This window comes from Nocardia amikacinitolerans (genome assembly GCF_900215415.1).
Classification (GTDB): Bacteria; Actinomycetota; Actinomycetes; order Mycobacteriales; family Mycobacteriaceae; genus Nocardia; species Nocardia amikacinitolerans.
In genome coordinates this window covers 983,135-998,132 of sequence record NZ_OBEG01000001.1, presented here as the reverse complement: position 1 = coordinate 998,132, position 14,998 = coordinate 983,135, and the positions used below count along the sequence as shown (strand labels likewise).

Annotated in this window: 15 protein-coding genes and 1 pseudogene; 11 read left to right on the top strand and 5 right to left on the bottom strand. The window is 67.0% G+C overall.

The features are described from left to right. Window positions 1-53 precede the first annotated feature (53 nt). Window positions 54-539: a hypothetical protein gene (locus CRP45_RS04725; protein ID WP_067783704.1), complete on the bottom strand. Its 486-nt coding sequence runs from the start codon at window positions 537-539 to the stop codon at window positions 54-56. A gap of 73 nt (window positions 540-612) precedes the next feature. Here CRP45_RS04725 and CRP45_RS34430 point away from each other — a divergent pair. Beyond that, a pseudogene (locus CRP45_RS34430) lies at window positions 613-1,124 on the top strand (TetR-like C-terminal domain-containing protein). Window positions 1,125-1,159: 35 nt separating this feature from the next. On the opposite strand, the gene CRP45_RS04715 reads toward CRP45_RS34430, so the two are convergent. From CRP45_RS04715 to CRP45_RS04705, 4 genes are all read right to left on the bottom strand, one after another. Beyond that, on the bottom strand, window positions 1,160-1,666 hold the full coding sequence (locus CRP45_RS04715; protein ID WP_097243935.1) for an allene oxide cyclase barrel-like domain-containing protein: 507 nt from the start codon (window positions 1,664-1,666) through the stop codon (window positions 1,160-1,162). Window positions 1,667-2,007: 341 nt separating this feature from the next. After that, complete coding sequence (locus CRP45_RS04710; RefSeq protein WP_097243934.1) at window positions 2,008-2,427, bottom strand: hypothetical protein; 420 nt, start codon at window positions 2,425-2,427, stop codon at window positions 2,008-2,010. A gap of 156 nt (window positions 2,428-2,583) precedes the next feature. Next, window positions 2,584-2,706 carry a hypothetical protein gene (locus CRP45_RS34900; protein ID WP_281256160.1) on the bottom strand — a complete coding sequence of 41 codons (123 nt, stop codon included), beginning with the start codon at window positions 2,704-2,706 and terminating at the stop codon, window positions 2,584-2,586. A gap of 329 nt (window positions 2,707-3,035) precedes the next feature. After that, the gene (locus CRP45_RS04705) at window positions 3,036-3,884 is read right to left on the bottom strand and encodes an SDR family oxidoreductase (RefSeq protein ID WP_097243933.1); all 849 of its coding nucleotides are present in this window, start codon (window positions 3,882-3,884) and stop codon (window positions 3,036-3,038) included. Window positions 3,885-3,949: 65 nt separating this feature from the next. Here CRP45_RS04705 and CRP45_RS04700 point away from each other — a divergent pair, with 65 nt between their 5' ends. The 10 genes from CRP45_RS04700 (at window position 3,950) to CRP45_RS04655 (ending at window position 14,956) form a co-directional block, all read left to right on the top strand. Next, on the top strand, window positions 3,950-4,360 hold the full coding sequence (locus tag CRP45_RS04700; protein ID WP_097243932.1) for a winged helix-turn-helix transcriptional regulator: 411 nt from the start codon (window positions 3,950-3,952) through the stop codon (window positions 4,358-4,360). 142 nt (window positions 4,361-4,502) lie between these two features. Beyond that, window positions 4,503-5,714: a GAF domain-containing protein gene (locus CRP45_RS04695; protein WP_097243931.1), complete on the top strand. Its 1,212-nt coding sequence runs from the start codon at window positions 4,503-4,505 to the stop codon at window positions 5,712-5,714. Window positions 5,715-5,802: 88 nt separating this feature from the next. Beyond that, window positions 5,803-7,320, top strand: a complete 1,518-nt coding sequence (gene adh / locus CRP45_RS04690) for an aldehyde dehydrogenase (protein WP_097243930.1) — start codon at window positions 5,803-5,805, stop codon at window positions 7,318-7,320. Then, window positions 7,320-7,712: a DUF779 domain-containing protein gene (locus tag CRP45_RS04685; RefSeq protein WP_097243929.1), complete on the top strand. Its 393-nt coding sequence runs from the start codon at window positions 7,320-7,322 to the stop codon at window positions 7,710-7,712. The genes adh and CRP45_RS04685 overlap by 1 nt, the downstream gene beginning before the upstream one ends. A 163-nt stretch (window positions 7,713-7,875) precedes the next feature. Then, window positions 7,876-9,303 carry an ethanolamine permease gene (gene eat / locus CRP45_RS04680; RefSeq protein WP_097243928.1) on the top strand — a complete coding sequence of 476 codons (1,428 nt, stop codon included), beginning with the start codon at window positions 7,876-7,878 and terminating at the stop codon, window positions 9,301-9,303. 34 nt (window positions 9,304-9,337) lie between these two features. Continuing rightward, complete coding sequence (locus tag CRP45_RS04675) at window positions 9,338-10,750, top strand: ethanolamine ammonia-lyase subunit EutB (RefSeq protein ID WP_097243927.1); 1,413 nt, start codon at window positions 9,338-9,340, stop codon at window positions 10,748-10,750. Continuing rightward, the gene (gene eutC, locus CRP45_RS04670) at window positions 10,747-11,634 is read left to right on the top strand and encodes an ethanolamine ammonia-lyase subunit EutC (protein WP_097243926.1); all 888 of its coding nucleotides are present in this window, start codon (window positions 10,747-10,749) and stop codon (window positions 11,632-11,634) included. Before CRP45_RS04675 ends, eutC begins: the two co-directional genes overlap by 4 nt. Before the next feature lie 44 nt (window positions 11,635-11,678). Continuing rightward, on the top strand, window positions 11,679-11,852 hold the full coding sequence (locus CRP45_RS33670; RefSeq protein ID WP_179830758.1) for a hypothetical protein: 174 nt from the start codon (window positions 11,679-11,681) through the stop codon (window positions 11,850-11,852). Between the two features lie 330 nt (window positions 11,853-12,182). After that, on the top strand, window positions 12,183-13,352 hold the full coding sequence (locus CRP45_RS04660) for an alpha/beta hydrolase (protein WP_143861333.1): 1,170 nt from the start codon (window positions 12,183-12,185) through the stop codon (window positions 13,350-13,352). Window positions 13,353-13,372: 20 nt separating this feature from the next. After that, window positions 13,373-14,956 (top strand): flavin-containing monooxygenase, encoded by a 1,584-nt coding sequence (locus CRP45_RS04655; RefSeq protein ID WP_097243923.1) that lies wholly within the window; start codon window positions 13,373-13,375, stop codon window positions 14,954-14,956. Window positions 14,957-14,998 lie beyond the last annotated feature (42 nt).

Below are 14,998 nucleotides of genomic sequence, written 5' to 3'. Positions count from 1 at the left end.
TGAGTGCGCCGAGTGTGCCGTGTCCAGCGAGCACTGGACACCGGCACCCGCGCTCAGCTCAGAGTGAACGTCGCCGTACCCGAGATCTGCTCCATCTCCCTGTCTTTCGAGTCCAGCGCGACGATCCGAGCCTCCACCCGGCCCAGGCCCGGCGCCGTGCCGAAACCGACGATGACGCCGTCCACCGTATGTTGGACGACACCGTTCACGACGGGGTGCTGCTGCCCATCCGCGTATCCGGTATCCAGGTTCTTGAAGCGCACGGCGACCTTCCAGTCGGCACAGCTCTCCCCGGTCTGGGTGACCTTCACCCGCACGCCGAACGTGCCGGGCTTCTCCTGCCGCACGGCGGCGGCGTCGATGATCGCGGAGCAGTCGGTCGGAATCAGGCGCGTCAGGGTCGGCGTGAACGGAAAGTCAGGGTTGTGCGGAATGGCGGTGGACGGGGCTGCGAGCCCGACAACCCCGGCGGCGGCTACCGCAGCGACGACACCGGCGCGAGCCGAAAACTGTTGCAGCTGCTTGCGATTGAGAGTCATGCCCGGTTTGTCGGGTCACCGAAAGTTGTTGTTACAACAGTGGTTGCGTTAGTCAAATCACTGTAACGTTTGATTGATCCCATTGCGCGCCGCCGCCAGGCGTGCGGGCGTGTCCACTTGCCGCGCCGTGCCGTCATTTCGCCGATCGCGATGCGCTGCTGTCCGCCGTCGCCGCGGTGGGCTACCGCGACCTGGCAGCCCGCCTGGCCGCGGCGCATCCCAGGCCGATCACCGCCGAGGATCTCGCCGCGATCGCCATCGCTTACGTCCAGTTCGCACTCGCCCGCCCCGGCCTGTTCCGGGTGATGTTCGCCGAGCCCTGCGATCCAACGAGTCCGAACGTGTGGCAGCGACCACCGCGATCCACGAATGCGTCAAATCGATTGTGCGGCAGGCGTTTCCCACGGCCGACCCGGATGCGATGGCCCACGCCGTCTGGGCACTGGTGCACGGCCTCGCTTCCTGCACCTCGACGGCAAGTTCGACGTCATCTCCGTCGACGCCGTCGCCGACCGCATCCGGGCCGCGGTCTACGCGCTCCTCGGCGCGTCGAGCCAGGGACCTACGCGGCCATCCCCCGCCTGAAGGCCATACCCGAGCCCGCGCGTCCCGCCGGCCGGTCACTCCTGCGTGAACAGAACGACCTCGGCGCGCATCCGCTCCTGCGGCGTCCCGATTTCCCAGAACCGAGCGGTGCCGGTCGCGCCACCGTATTCGCCGGTACCACCGGTAATCGCCATATCGAGCGGGCTCGCGTCCTGGACCCACACCGCCTGCATGGTCAGCGATCCCCGTTCGAGCTGTGCGGTGAGCACACATTGCATGGTGATCGCGTCACCCTCGATATGGACGTTCTGGCATGCTCCACCCCCGTGCCCGATCTCGCGACCGTCTTGCTGGATACTGCCCGAGTAGACGGTCATGTCACCGAGACTCGCACCGGGCTTGTCGAGGTCGGTGACCGTGAGTTGCTCTGTCAGGGCCGCCGCCTCGATGATCTCGACCCGCTGCTTCAGCCCGGCCGTTTCGTCACTGTCCGCGCCGCAGGCGCTGAGCCCACCACCGACGAGCAGGGCTCCGATGGCAGCGGTGGCAATCTTCCTGGCCGAAGATTTCGGGTGCGACATGTCTTCTCCTCACTTGCGGGGACTTCCGATATGCCTGGGTGACTCGGCAAACGTGAGGTCCCGGGTTGCGTTGCGGTTCGGTAGCCAGCAGACCATCGGGTTTCGACTACCTCACCAGAACGACGACACAGCCCGGCGAAATGTCAGACACCCCAAGAGCACCCCACTCATCACCCACGACACGTGCGGACGGAAGGAGCCGAAGCCGTCCAACCCCGCGATGGCACGAGCCTGCCGCAACGCTCGATCACCGAAGGCGACCGCAAACTTGCCGATCACCTCGCCGCTGACCCCGGCGACATCTCGGCTGTCCTCGCCCCGGGTGCACGATCCATGACGCCTTATCGAGCCTCGAGCCCTCCACGAAACCGCTCGGCCGCGTCTTCGGCCTGCAGGTGCGCCAGCAGCGGTTTGATCAACAGAACCGGCACAAACCAGGCAATCGCCGCGGGGACGTGCGCGACGGCCAGAATCACCGCCAGGGCAACGGTGGTCAGGGCGAATCCCATCGGTCGCCGCGCCGAGGCGGGCGCGACCAGCACGACGACAGCCGCAGCCAGGGCCGTCAGGTAGGTGGCCAGCGCCGTCCACCAGCCGAAACCCGGGACTACCCAGGCCACCAGGAACGGTTGCACATGAACGGCGACGAAAACCACATGGTGCCGCGGTGTCTGGCCGGGACGGTGCCACCAGCGTTTGGCCGCATCCATCGCGTTCACAGTCGCCCCGCCGAACAGATCGAATCCGATCGAACCGACCACGAGCAGCGCCCACGGGCTCCAACCCGAACACGCGCCTGCGACAACCGCGAAGATCGCGCCGACGACCCCCCGCGGCGTAACCGAACAGCCGGTCGGCGGAGGTCGCCTCGGGGGCGATCATGTTCGCGTCCAAGCGTCGCAGCGCATGGATAGTACTCACGAATCCTCCTGCGGTTTAAGGCCATTGAGACACATGTCGACGATCGTGTCGGCGAGGTCGGGCACCGGGAGCGCTGGATCGACCAGCCACTGCGGCAGACACCCTTCGATCGCGCCCACCACCACTGTTGCGTGCGGCTCGCCGAGCCCCGCCCGCAATTCACCGTCGGCTGAGCAGGGTCGTGATCGCCGACCGGTTCCGCGCGTAAACGACCGCCATGTCCATGGGCTTCTCGCCGCCTCGCTCGCGCCCCACCGTCCACAGGTCGAACAAGATCCTCGACAACTCGCGTTCGCTGGTCAACAGTGCGATCGTGAATGATGACTGACCGGTCATTCGTTATTGGCGCCTGACCCCGGTCAAGTGCGCCCGCGGCGCTGATCGACCGCTCCACGAAGCGAGGGTTGCAGGTGGATCCACCAGCAGTCGTCCTCTGCCACCTCACCGGTCAGCTGAAGTCCGCGATGTGGTCGGCCACCCACTGCGCGTAGGTGCGTCCGGATGTTCCCGTGATGTCCTGCACCGTCGATGTCGGCTGCCCGGGCGCGTCAACCATGCCGGCCAGACCGGAAAGGATGACGTCGGCGTATTCCGATGCGATCCAGTGCATCTCCGCCTTGGCCTGCGCGGGCGTGATCTCCTGCCATTGGAGTCGACGACCCAGCGCCGCGCCGATGGCCGCCACCTGCTCGACCCTGCTCAGCGTCACGGGCCCGGTCAGCTCGTAGCGCGCTCCAGCGTGCCCGTCACTGGTCAGCGCGCGCACCGCGACCGCGGCGATATCGGCCTCGTGCAGCAGCGTCATCGATGCCGCCCCATATGCCCCGCGCACCACATCGCCTGCCCGGATCTGCGGCGCCCATTCCAGGGTGAGAGTCGCGAAACCGTGCGGCCGCAGGAAGGTCCATTCCAGCCCGGACTCGGTGATCGGTCGCTCGATGATCGCGTGCGCCTCGCCGATCGGGTTGTCCTGCTCGACGAGGTCGTCGCGCACCGCCGCCGAGGACAACAGGACGATCCGGCGTGCGCGCGCGGCGATCACTTCGACCACCGAGTTCGCCACGGCGGCCGAGAGCATCGGCCAGGTCAGGAACACAGCGTCCACCCCGTCCAACGCAGCGGCCAACGTGTCCGGCTTCGTCAGATCGCCAGGCGCGACCTCGACGCTCGACGGCAGCGACGCCGCGGCGGGATCACGGACGAGTGCCCGTATCGCCGCCCCTGTCGTGAGCTGTGCGGCGACCTGTCCGCCCACATGCCCGGTAGCACCGATCACCAGAATTCTGTTCGTTCGCATCACGGGCCGACCGTAGGCAGGGAGCTCACTATTCGAAAGGGCATACCTGAAGGTAAGCTCATTCCATGGCGGTAGGGTTCCGGGCAGCGGAGAGTTCGCCCACGAGCGGCAGTGACGTATTCGACAGCGATTGCCCCGCCCGCACCGTCCTCGACAAGCTCACCAGCCGATGGGGTGTCCTGATCCTGGTGGCCCTGCGCGACGGACCCCTGCGCTTCCACGTACTGCGCGATCGGATCGGCGGCATCAGCGAGAAGATGCTGTCGCAGAACCTACGCACCTTCACCGAATACGGTCTAGCCGAGCGGACAGTGCAGCCGACCACACCCCCGAGCGTCTCCTACGCGCTGACCCCCATGGGCGCGGAAGCGGCCGAGCAGCTGCGTGGGCTGCTGCGATGGGTGGGTGCGAACGCGGAGACGATCGTGGAGTTCCATGCCCGCGCCACAGGACTGGCCAACGACGCGACACGATAGACATCCTCGGTCGATGGCGTGCACCGTAGGAAGCGGTCGTGGGCTGCGAGGAGCGCACGAACTGCTGCTCAGCATGTGGCGGTGAGGCATATGATCGTGCAAACTTCGTCGTGCAATCGAACAGGAAGACGCGAAACCGCAGATGGCACCGCAGCTGACGCTCTCGGCACACCGCGCCGCGCTGGAGCGGGAGTGGGCGCAGTGGGTCCCTGCGGGTGGGGCGGCGCCGGAGCGGAGTTCGGCGGTACGGACCGAGGTCGCGCAGTCGTGGTTGCGGTCGCTGCGGACGGTGGATCCGGGGCGTGTCTGCGCGCCGGAGAGCGAGACCGACATCGGGCCGCGGTGGGCGGAGTCGCCGCTGCGCGCGCCGGTGACCGAGCTCGAGGACCAGCTGCACAGCATCGCCGACGACGCGGGCTACATCGCCGCGGTCACCGACGCCTCCGGCACCATCCTGTGGACCTACGGCGGTCCGGTCATGCGCAGGCGCGCCGAACAGGTGAACTTCGCGCCCGGCGGCCGCTGGGACGAGGCGCACATGGGCACCAACGCGCTGTCGCTGGCGCTGCGCACCGATCAGCCGCACACGGTGTTCTCGGCCGAGCATCTGGTCGCCGCCCTGCACGGCTGGGTCTGCTACTGCGCGCCGATCCGCGCTGCCGACGGCACCTTGCTCGGTGTGCTCGACCTGTCCACCACCTGGAAACGCTCGCACCCACTGGCCATGGCCACTGTGCGGACGATGGCCACCGCCATCGAGTCCAAACTGCACGCGGTCGTGCCCGCGCCTGCCGGGATGCGGCTGACCTGTCTCGGCCGCGGCAAACTGATCCGCGACGGGCTGCCGATCCGGCTGCGTCCGCGTCAGCTGGAGATCCTCACCCTGCTCGCCCTCGACGACGACGGCTACAGCCACGAACGCCTGCACTACGCCGTCTACGGCGATCGCGCGGTCGGCGCGAGCACCCTCAAATCGGAGATGTCGTACCTGCGCCGCGCCACCGGCGGCGAGATCACCAGCCGCGTCTACCGCTTCATCACCGCCCTGTCCTGCGACGCCGTCGACGTCCTTCGCGCGCTGGAGGCGGGCGATCTCGACACCGCCGTCCGGCTGTATCACGGTCCGCTGCTGCCGGATTCGGACACGCCGGGCATCAACGAATGGCGCGACCATCTCGAGGTCGCCATGCGAAGCGCCGTGCTGGCCAGCCCCGACGCCGAGCACGCCCTGACCTACGGCGAAGCCGCCCCCGACGACATCGCCGTGCACGAGCATGCCCTGGCGCTGCTGCCCACCCGCGACGCGCGACGGGCGGTGGCCGCAGCCCGCCTGCACAGCGCTCTTCGCGCCTGATCGGTCCGGGCTTCAACGTTTCATCAACCCTCGCGACGGATAGTGATGGCCGTCACGCTTCACTGGAATCAGCGAGGAGCTTCCGCACATGATCTACGCCAAGCCGGGCACCGAAGGCAGCATCGTCAGCTACGCCAAGCGGTACGACAACTTCATCGACGGCAAGTGGGTCCCGCCCGTCGAGGGCAGGTACTTCGAGAACACCTCGCCGGTGGACGGACAGCCGTTCTGCGAGATCGCCCGCTCCACCGCCGCCGATGTGGAGCTGGCTCTCGACGCCGCCCACCGCGCCGCCGATGCCTGGGGTGCGACCTCCCCCACCGAGCGCGCCAACATCCTGAACAAGATCGCCGACCGGATCGATGCCAACCTCGAGGCCCTCGCCGTCGCCGAGACCTGGGACAACGGCAAGCCGGTCCGCGAGACCCTTGCCGCCGACCTGCCGCTGGCGGTGGACCACTTCCGCTACTTCGCGGGCGTGCTGCGGGCGCAGGAGGGCGGGATCAGCGAGGTCGACGCCGACACCATCGCTTACCACTTCCACGAGCCGCTGGGAGTCGTCGCGCAGATCATCCCGTGGAACTTCCCCATCCTGATGGCCACCTGGAAGCTGGCGCCCGCGCTCGCGGCCGGCAATGCCGTGGTGCTCAAGCCCGCCGAGCAGACGCCGGCCTCGATCATGAAGTTGGTGGAGCTGATCGCGGATCTGCTGCCTCCGGGAGTTCTCAACGTGGTCAATGGTTTCGGTGTGGAGGCGGGCAAGCCGCTGGCGTCGAGCCCGCGGGTGGCCAAGGTCGCGTTCACCGGTGAGACCACCACGGGGCGGCTGATCATGCAGTACGCGAGCGAGAACATCATTCCGGTGACGCTGGAGTTGGGTGGCAAGAGTCCCAACATCTTCCTGCCCGATGTCATGGCCGCCGACGACGAATTCCTGGACAAGGCCGTCGAGGGCTTCGTGATGTTCGCGCTGAACCAGGGTGAGGTGTGTACCTGCCCGTCGCGGGCGCTGATCCACTCGTCGATCTACGACGAGTTCATGGCCCGCTGCGTCGAGCGCACCAAGGCCATCGTCAGTGGCAACCCGCTCGACGAGGCCACCATGATCGGCGCGCAAGCCAGCAACGACCAGTTCGAGAAGATCCTGTCCTACATCGATATCGGCAAGAAGGAAGGTGCCGAGGTACTCACCGGCGGCGCGGCCCGCACGGTCGACGGGCTGACCGGCGGCTTCTACATCGAGCCGACGATCTTCAAGGGCAGCAACGACATGCGGGTGTTCCAAGAGGAGATCTTCGGCCCGGTCGTCGCGGTGACCACCTTCGACTCCACCGACGAGGCGCTGAAGATCGCCAACGACACCCTCTACGGGCTCGGCGCGGGCGTGTGGACTCGGGACATGAACACCGCCTACCGCCTCGGCCGCGGCATCAAGGCGGGCCGAGTGTGGACCAACTGCTACCACGCCTACCCGGCGCACGCGGCCTTCGGCGGCTACAAGAAGTCCGGCATCGGCAGGGAGAACCACAAGATGATGCTCGAGCACTACCAGCAGACGAAGAACCTGCTGGTCAGCTACTCGCCGCGCAAGCTCGGCTTCTTCTGATGGGGCAGCGCGTCGACCTCACCGAGCAGGCGGCGACGCTGCTGCAGGACCTGACCGGGCGGCACGGCCCGGTCATGTTCCACCAGTCCGGCGGCTGTTGCGACGGCAGCTCGCCGATGTGCTATCCGCGCGGCGAGTTCCGCGTGGGCGCCTCGGATGTGCTGCTGGGATATCTGCCGGGCGACACCCCGTTCTGGATGAGTGCCGACCAGTTCGAATACTGGAAGCACACCCATCTCACCGTCGACGTGGTGCCCGGCCGGGGCAGCGGCTTCTCGCTCGAGGCCCCCCAGGGCGTGCGGTTCCTGATCCGTTCCCGCCTGCTCACCGACGCGGAGGTGGCCGCGCTGGAGTCCCAGCCGCCGCCTACCGGTGACACCGTTCAACTGTGATGTGAAACACGCGCTATCACATCGTTCTCGCAGGTCAGCGGCGCTGGATACGCGCCGCTGATCTGGAGGATCCACGGCGGTAACAGTCGTCAACCATTCTGCAACCCTTGACGACCACCGTTGCTGTCGCTGCGTGCTTGTTTGTTGATGAGGAGCTTTACCTGTGAGTACCGACGCGATTCCGGCCGCGGGCACGGACATCCCCGCCGACGACTATCTCGCCAAACGCACCCTGCGCTCCGGCTCAGCCGGCTGGGTGCTGCTGGCGGGTCTCGGCGTGAGCTACGTGATCTCCGGTGACTACTCGGGCTGGAACTTCGGCCTCGCCGAGGGCGGTTTCGGCGGTCTGCTGATCGCCGCGATCGTCATCGCCGCCATGTATCTGGCCATGGTGCTCGGCATGGCCGAGCTGTCCTCGGCGCTGCCCGCCGCGGGTGGCGGCTACACCTTCGCCCGGCGCGCGCTCGGGCCGTGGGGCGGATTCGCCACCGGCACAGCTGTTCTCATCGAGTACGCGATCGCACCGGCCGCCATCGCCACCTTCATCGGCGCCTATGTGGAGTCGCTGAACCTGTTCGGTATCACCGACGGCTGGTGGGTGTATCTGGCGGTGTACGTGCTGTTCATCGGTATTCACCTCGGCGGGGCCGGTGAGGCGCTCAAGGCGATGTTCGTGATCACCGCGATCGCGCTGGTCGGTCTGGTGATCTTCGCGGTGGCGGCGCTTGGCGAGTTCGACGTCGCGAATCTGACGAATATGACCCCTGATCCGGAGGCCACCGGCGCGTCGTCGTTCCTGCCGTTCGGGTACATGGGGATCTGGGCCGCGATCCCGTTCGCCATCTGGTTCTTCCTGGCCGTGGAGGGTGTGCCGCTGGCGGCCGAGGAGGCCACCGAGCCCGAGAAGAACGTGCCCAAGGGCATCATCGTCGCGATGCTGCTGCTCGTGGTCACCGGCGCGCTGGTGCTGTTCCTGGTGACCGGGGCGCTCGGCGCCGACGGCGCGTCGACCTCGGGCAACCCGCTGGTGGAGGCGCTCGGTGACAGCCCGGCGGCCAAGGTGGTCAACTACATCGGCCTTGCCGGGCTGGTGGCCAGCTTCTTCTCCATCGTCTACGCCTACTCCCGCCAGACCTTCGCGCTCTCGCGGGCCGGCTACCTGCCGACCAGCCTGTCGGTGACCAACTCGCGCAAGGCGCCGATGCTGGCGCTGATCGTGCCCGGCATCATCGGCTTCGCCCTCTCGCTCACCGGCGAGGGCGCGATGCTGCTGAACATGGCTGTGTTCGGCGCGGCGCTGAGCTACGTGCTGATGATGGTCAGCCACATCGTGCTGCGAATCCGCGAGCCGCATATGCCCCGCCCCTACCGGACCCCGGGCGGCATCGTCACCACCTCGTTCGCGCTGGTCGTCGCGGCGGCCTCGGTGGCGGCCACCTTCCTGGTCGACCCGAAGGCGGCACTGTTCACCCTCGGCGTCTTCTGCGCCTTCCTGGCCTACTTCGGCCTCTACAGCCGCAAGCACCTGGTCGCCAAGTCTCCGGACGAGGAATTCGCGGCGCTGGCCAAGGCCGAGGAAGAGCTGGAATGACGCACCACCGATCCGTGAGAGGAGGCGGCACCCGATGACCGTGTACCGCAGTTCCGTCGGCGCAAGGACCTACACGTTCGACGGCCTTGTCGATCTGCTGGCCAAGGCCACACCCGAACGCAGCGGCGATCAGCTGGCCGGCTGTGCCGCAGCGACCGACGCCGAACGGGCCGCCGCGCAGTGGGCACTGGCCGACGTGCCGCTGACCACTTTCCTGAACGAGGTTGTCGTTCCGTACGAGACCGACGAGGTCACCCGGCTGATCATCGACAGCCACGACCGGACCGCGTTCGCCCCGATCGCGCATCTCACCGTCGGCGGACTGCGGGACTGGCTGCTCGCGGTCGCCGCCACCGACACCGCGGCGGTGACGCTGGCCGCGGTGTCACCCGGGCTGACGCCGGAGATGGTGGCGGCGGTCAGCAAGATCATGCGCAATCAGGATCTGATCGCGGTCGCCAAGGCCACCGTGGTGACCGCGGGTTTCCGCACCACCATCGGCCTGCCCGGCCGGTTGAGCACCCGGCTGCAACCCAACCACCCCACCGACGATCCGCGCGGCATCGCGGCCGCCACCCTCGATGGACTGCTCCTCGGCTGCGGTGACGCGGTGATCGGCATCAACCCGGCCACCGACTCACCCCAGGCCACCGCCGATCTGCTGCACCTGCTCGACGAGGTCCGGCTGCGCTTCGACATCCCGACCCAGTCGTGCGTGCTCTCCCACGTCACCACCACCATCGGCCTGATCGAGGCGGGCGCGCCGGTGGACCTGGTGTTCCAGTCGATCGCAGGCACCGAGGGCGCGAATACCGGCTTCGGCGTGAACCTTTCGCTGCTGCGTGAGGGGAACGAGGCGGGGCGCTCGCTCGGGCGCGGCACTGTCGGCGACAACGTGATGTACCTCGAGACCGGCCAGGGCTCGGCGCTGAGCGCGAATGCCCATGTGGGCGTTGGTGATCGGCCGGTCGACCAGCAGACCCTGGAGACGCGCGCCTACGCCGTCGCACGGGATCTGCAACCGCTGCTTGTCAATACGGTCGTCGGGTTCATCGGGCCCGAATACCTCTACGACGGCAAGCAGATCATCCGCGCCGGGCTCGAAGACCACTTCTGCGGCAAGCTGCTCGGCCTGCCCATGGGCGTCGACGTCTGCTACACCAACCACGCCGAGGCCGACCAGGACGACATGGACACCCTGCTCACCCTGCTCGGCGCGGCGGGCTGCGCCTTTGTCATCGCGGTGCCCGGCGCCGACGACGTGATGCTCGGATATCAGAGTCTGGCTTTCCACGACGCCCTCTATGCCCGTCAGGTGCTGAACCTGCGTCCCGCACCGGAATTCGAGGCGTGGCTGTCCGGGCTGGGCATGCTGGACACCAACGGCCGGATCCGCCAGGTGGAACCGTTGTCGTCACCGCTGCGAGCCTTGGCGGCGAACCGATGAAACCCGCTGCGACGAAACCAGTTCTGCACATCGTGCGATCGAACACCGAACCGAGCGGGCACGCAGTTGGCGAACCGACAGCGGATGGGCGCGCTACCGCGAACGCCGACTCGGCGGTGGCCCAGGAGTTCTGGCGCGAGCTGCGGCGCAACACCCAGGCCAGGATCGGGCTGGGGCGCTCGGGCGACGCCCTGCCGACCACCGAGGTGCTCGCCCTGCGCGCGGCCCACGCCGCCGCAAGGGACGCGGTGCACGTCCCGCTGGCAGTCGAGATCTTCACCGAGCAGATCGCGAGCACAGGACTGGGCCACCCGGTCGCGGTGACCAGCCGTGCCGCCGACCGCTCGGAATATCTGCGCAGGCCCGATCTGGGCAGGCTGCCCGCCGACCTGTCCGGTATCGAGAACAGCGGCGCCGATATCGGTTTCGTGCTCGCCGATGGGCTGTCCCCGCGCGCGCTCACCGATCACGGCGCCGGCCTGCTGACCGCGCTGGCCGGCAAACTCGGCGACCGCTACAGCCTCGCCCCGCCGGTGATCGCCACCCAGGCGCGCGTCGCCCTCGGCGACCACATCGCAGCGGCCATGGGCGTGCGGACGGTGCTGGTGATCATCGGCGAACGCCCCGGCCTCTCGGTGGCCGACAGCCTGGGCATCTACCTCACCCACCTCCCCCGCCCCGGCCGCGCCGACGCCGAACGCAACTGCGTCTCCAATATCCACCCGCCCGACGGCCTCACCTACGCCGACGCCGCCCGGGTGGTGTCGGGTCTGGTCGCGGGTGCCCGCAGGCTCGGTCGATCCGGCGTCGACCTCAAAGACACGTCCCGTGTCGACAGCCTCGGCGCGGACATCTCGACCATCGCCCCGGCGCTGGAGAACTGAGGACTACCGACATCGAGAAGATCTCCGCCCTCGCGGCGGTGGCGATGACGGCCGCCTCGAGAACGACGACCGTGCGCCCGCCGGGCTACGTGGTGCACCATCTCACCATCCCGCGACTGAGCGAGCCCGAGATCCGCCAGCCCATCGACTCCCTCGGCGACATCTCATGGAGTTCCCGAAGGGCAACGACGACGAGCTCGGACCGCCGCGGCGCCTGATCCTACCGGCGGGCAACCCATCGGCAGCGCTGTTTTTCGCGGATCCGCTCAGGCGCTGTATGTGCAGGACCGCGGCGAGTTGCGCCGCGGACATGGCCGGTGCGTTGCGCACCGGCCATGCCCGGCGCATCCCACGCAGGCAGACCTGACTCGACACCAAGGCCACGTAGAACGTAATCAGCTGCAATGCCGGAGAATCCCAATGCGACTCCGGCAGCGGACCGACCGATGCGATCAACCATAATCGAGCCACTCCGGTCTTCCCTCGATGGCTATTCTGCACATCGATCCTTCGACTGCTGTGCATTCGGTCCATTCGGTCGGTGAGATTTGGCGACTACCGTCGCTGAGTATGTCCACCACCAGCGACACCGTGGTCGCGCACATGGGCCGCACGCATGGCATCGGCGCAGCCACCGAGCGCCTGATGCCCCCACCGGGTCCTCGGGGTCGCGCCAATTTGTCTCGACGCCAAGTACTGGAAGCGCGGCGTCGAATCTCACCCTCAGGTCGGAACCTCTCCCGAACCAATGGAATGACATGAAGTTTCAGTACATCGAAGAAGGCGTGAGCTTTCCATCCGGCGACAGCGAATGCCGCGGTTGGTTGTACTGGCCCCCCAAAGCGAACAACAGTGAATCCCTCGGGCTGGTTGTCATAGCGCACGGCTTCGGCGGAACACATCTCAGCCAGTATGGTCGCCGCGCGATGCGGATCGTCGAATCAGGCTGCGCCGTATTGGATTTCGACCCGCGCGGATTCGGCGCCAGCCCTGGTTCACCGCGCGGTCGGCTGCGGTTGGCCGACTGGATCGCCGATCTCGAAGCCGCCGTAAGCTATGCCCGCGGGCTGTCCGGTATCGACCCTGAACGAATCGGGTTGTTCGGCTCGTCGCTCGGTGGCGGGTTGGCGCTGGAGGTTGCCGCGCGCGACTCCCGCATCGCGGCGGTGGATGTGATCGTGCCGCTCGTCGACGGACTGTTCGTTACACCGGGTACGCCGGTGGCAGACCGGCTGCGCTCAGCCTCGGCGATACTCCGCGATCTCGTTGGTCGTCGGCTCGGCCGACCTCCGATCCCGGTTCCGGCGGTAGGGCTGCCCGGCAGCGGTGCGCTGATCGTCGGCGAGGCGGACTATCGATCGTTCTTCTCCATTTTCGAGGGCGTCGACGGCCTCGAGTGGCTCGAACCACACAGTGTCGCAAGCCATTCCGAACTGGGCGAGTGGCGCAACGCCGTGACGGCGGCCGAGCTGATCACCCTGCCGCTGTTCCGACCGGGCCGCCGCGCCGACCGCATCACCGCGCCGTTGCTCGCCCAGATCGCCAGCCAGGACCGCGTGGCGCCCGCCTGGATTCAGCGCCGTTTGCTCTCACGAGCCCCGCACGTCGAGTTTCGCAATATGCCCACCGGGCACTTCGACTCGTTCAGCGGTGAATGGTTCGAACGCACGGCCGCGGCAGACATCGACTTCTTCAGCCGCACACTGGCCGCAAAGTAAGCAATCCAAGGAGCAAATCAATGACGAACTCAGCTCTGCCGCCGGTAGATCACGAGATCCTGATCATCGGCGCGGGGTTCTCCGGCATCGGCGTGGCAATTAAGCTGGACGAGGCAGGAATGCACGACTTCCGAATCGTCGAAGCCGGTGAAGGCGCCGGAGGCACTTGGCATTGGAACACCTATCCCGGTATCGGCGTGGACATTCCATCCTTCAGCTATCAGTTCTCGTTCGAGAAGAAGCCGGACTGGTCGCACGTCTATGCCAAGGGTGCGGAACTGAAAGCCTACGCCGAACACTGCGTCGACAAGTACGGCCTTCGATCACGATTCATTTTCGACACGAAGATCGCGCGGATCCACTTCGAAGAGGACGCGCACCGCTGGCGGTTGTCCAGCACCGACGGGCGTGAGTTCACCGCTCGATACGTCATCAACGCCACCGGCGTGCTCTCCGAGCCGAATGAGGTGCGCTTCAACGGTATCGACGATTTCACCGGGCCGATCGTGCACACGGCGCGCTGGGACCACACGCTCGACTTGAAGGGTAAGCGCGTCGGTGTGATCGGCACCGGCGCTTCCTCGGTCCAGGTGGTTCCGGCCGTTGCGCCGGAAGTGACGCAGCTGACCGTCTTTCAACGCACGCCGATCTGGTGTATCGCGAAGCACGACCGGCCGCTGTCGCCGCGGATGCAGTGGACGCTGGCGCATTTGCCCGGCACCGAGATGCTCGCGCGGATCATCAGCCAGGGATTCGTGGAAACCATTCTGCCGCTGGCCGTGCACTACCACACGCTCTTCCCCATCACGAAGTACGCCGAATACTCCGCCAGGCGCATGCTCGCCCGGCAGGTCCATGATCCTGGCGTGCGCGAAAAGCTCACGCCCCAGTACGGTTTCGGCTGCAAGCGACCCAGTTTCTCCAATGATTACCTGCCCGCGTTCAACCGGACCAACGTGCATCTGGAGACCGCGGGGATCGACCGGATCACCCCGACGGGGGTCCGCACCGTCGACGGGGTGGAGCACGAACTGGACGTGATCATCTTGGCTACCGGCTTCAAACTGCCGTACTCGCCCGGCGTCCCCTACGAATGCGTGGGAACCGACGGCATCGACCTGGACGCCTTCTGGGCCAAGGAGCGCGTACAGGCCTACGAAGGTGTCAGCATTCCGCACTTCCCCAACCTGTTCGCCATGTTCGCGCCCTACGGCTACAACGGCTCGTCGTACTTCACGCTGATCGAGGTGTGCGCCAAGCACATCGTGCGTGCGTTGGATCAGGCCCGCCGAGTCGGCGCCACCCGCGTCGAGATCACCGGCGACGCCAACACACGCTACTTCGAGGAAATGATGCGCCGCCGCAAGCGGCAGGTCTTCTGGCAAGACAGCTGTCGAGAAGCCAACAGCTACTACTACGACAGGAATGGGGACGTCCCGCTGAGACCCGTCACCACCATCGAAACTTACTGGCGCAGCGGCCATTTCGACTTGACAGACTACCGTTTCGACCGATGGCGGCCGACCACGACCGAGGCCGCCGACGTCAACGAGACCAGCACTCGTCGTGCAGGCAAGCGTAAAGGCGCGGCGGCCCGGGCGTAACGAGATCGGCTGGTGCGCGGTCGCCAACGCCGCCACGATGGC

Coding starts and splice junctions, on each gene's coding strand:
- CRP45_RS04695 (WP_097243931.1), top strand. CDS start 4,503: ATGGCACCGCAGCTGACGCTCTCGGCACACCGCGCCGCGCTGGAGCGG.
- CRP45_RS04675 (WP_097243927.1), top strand. CDS start 9,338: ATGACCGTGTACCGCAGTTCCGTCGGCGCAAGGACCTACACGTTCGAC.
- CRP45_RS04655 (WP_097243923.1), top strand. CDS start 13,373: ATGACGAACTCAGCTCTGCCGCCGGTAGATCACGAGATCCTGATCATC.
- CRP45_RS04700 (WP_097243932.1), top strand. CDS start 3,950: ATGGCGGTAGGGTTCCGGGCAGCGGAGAGTTCGCCCACGAGCGGCAGT.
- CRP45_RS04685 (WP_097243929.1), top strand. CDS start 7,320: ATGGGGCAGCGCGTCGACCTCACCGAGCAGGCGGCGACGCTGCTGCAG.
- eutC (WP_097243926.1), top strand. CDS start 10,747: ATGAAACCCGCTGCGACGAAACCAGTTCTGCACATCGTGCGATCGAAC.
- adh (WP_097243930.1), top strand. CDS start 5,803: ATGATCTACGCCAAGCCGGGCACCGAAGGCAGCATCGTCAGCTACGCC.
- CRP45_RS04715 (WP_097243935.1), bottom strand. CDS start 1,666: ATGTCGCACCCGAAATCTTCGGCCAGGAAGATTGCCACCGCTGCCATC.
- CRP45_RS04725 (WP_067783704.1), bottom strand. CDS start 539: ATGACTCTCAATCGCAAGCAGCTGCAACAGTTTTCGGCTCGCGCCGGT.
- CRP45_RS33670 (WP_179830758.1), top strand. CDS start 11,679: ATGACGGCCGCCTCGAGAACGACGACCGTGCGCCCGCCGGGCTACGTG.
- CRP45_RS04705 (WP_097243933.1), bottom strand. CDS start 3,884: ATGCGAACGAACAGAATTCTGGTGATCGGTGCTACCGGGCATGTGGGC.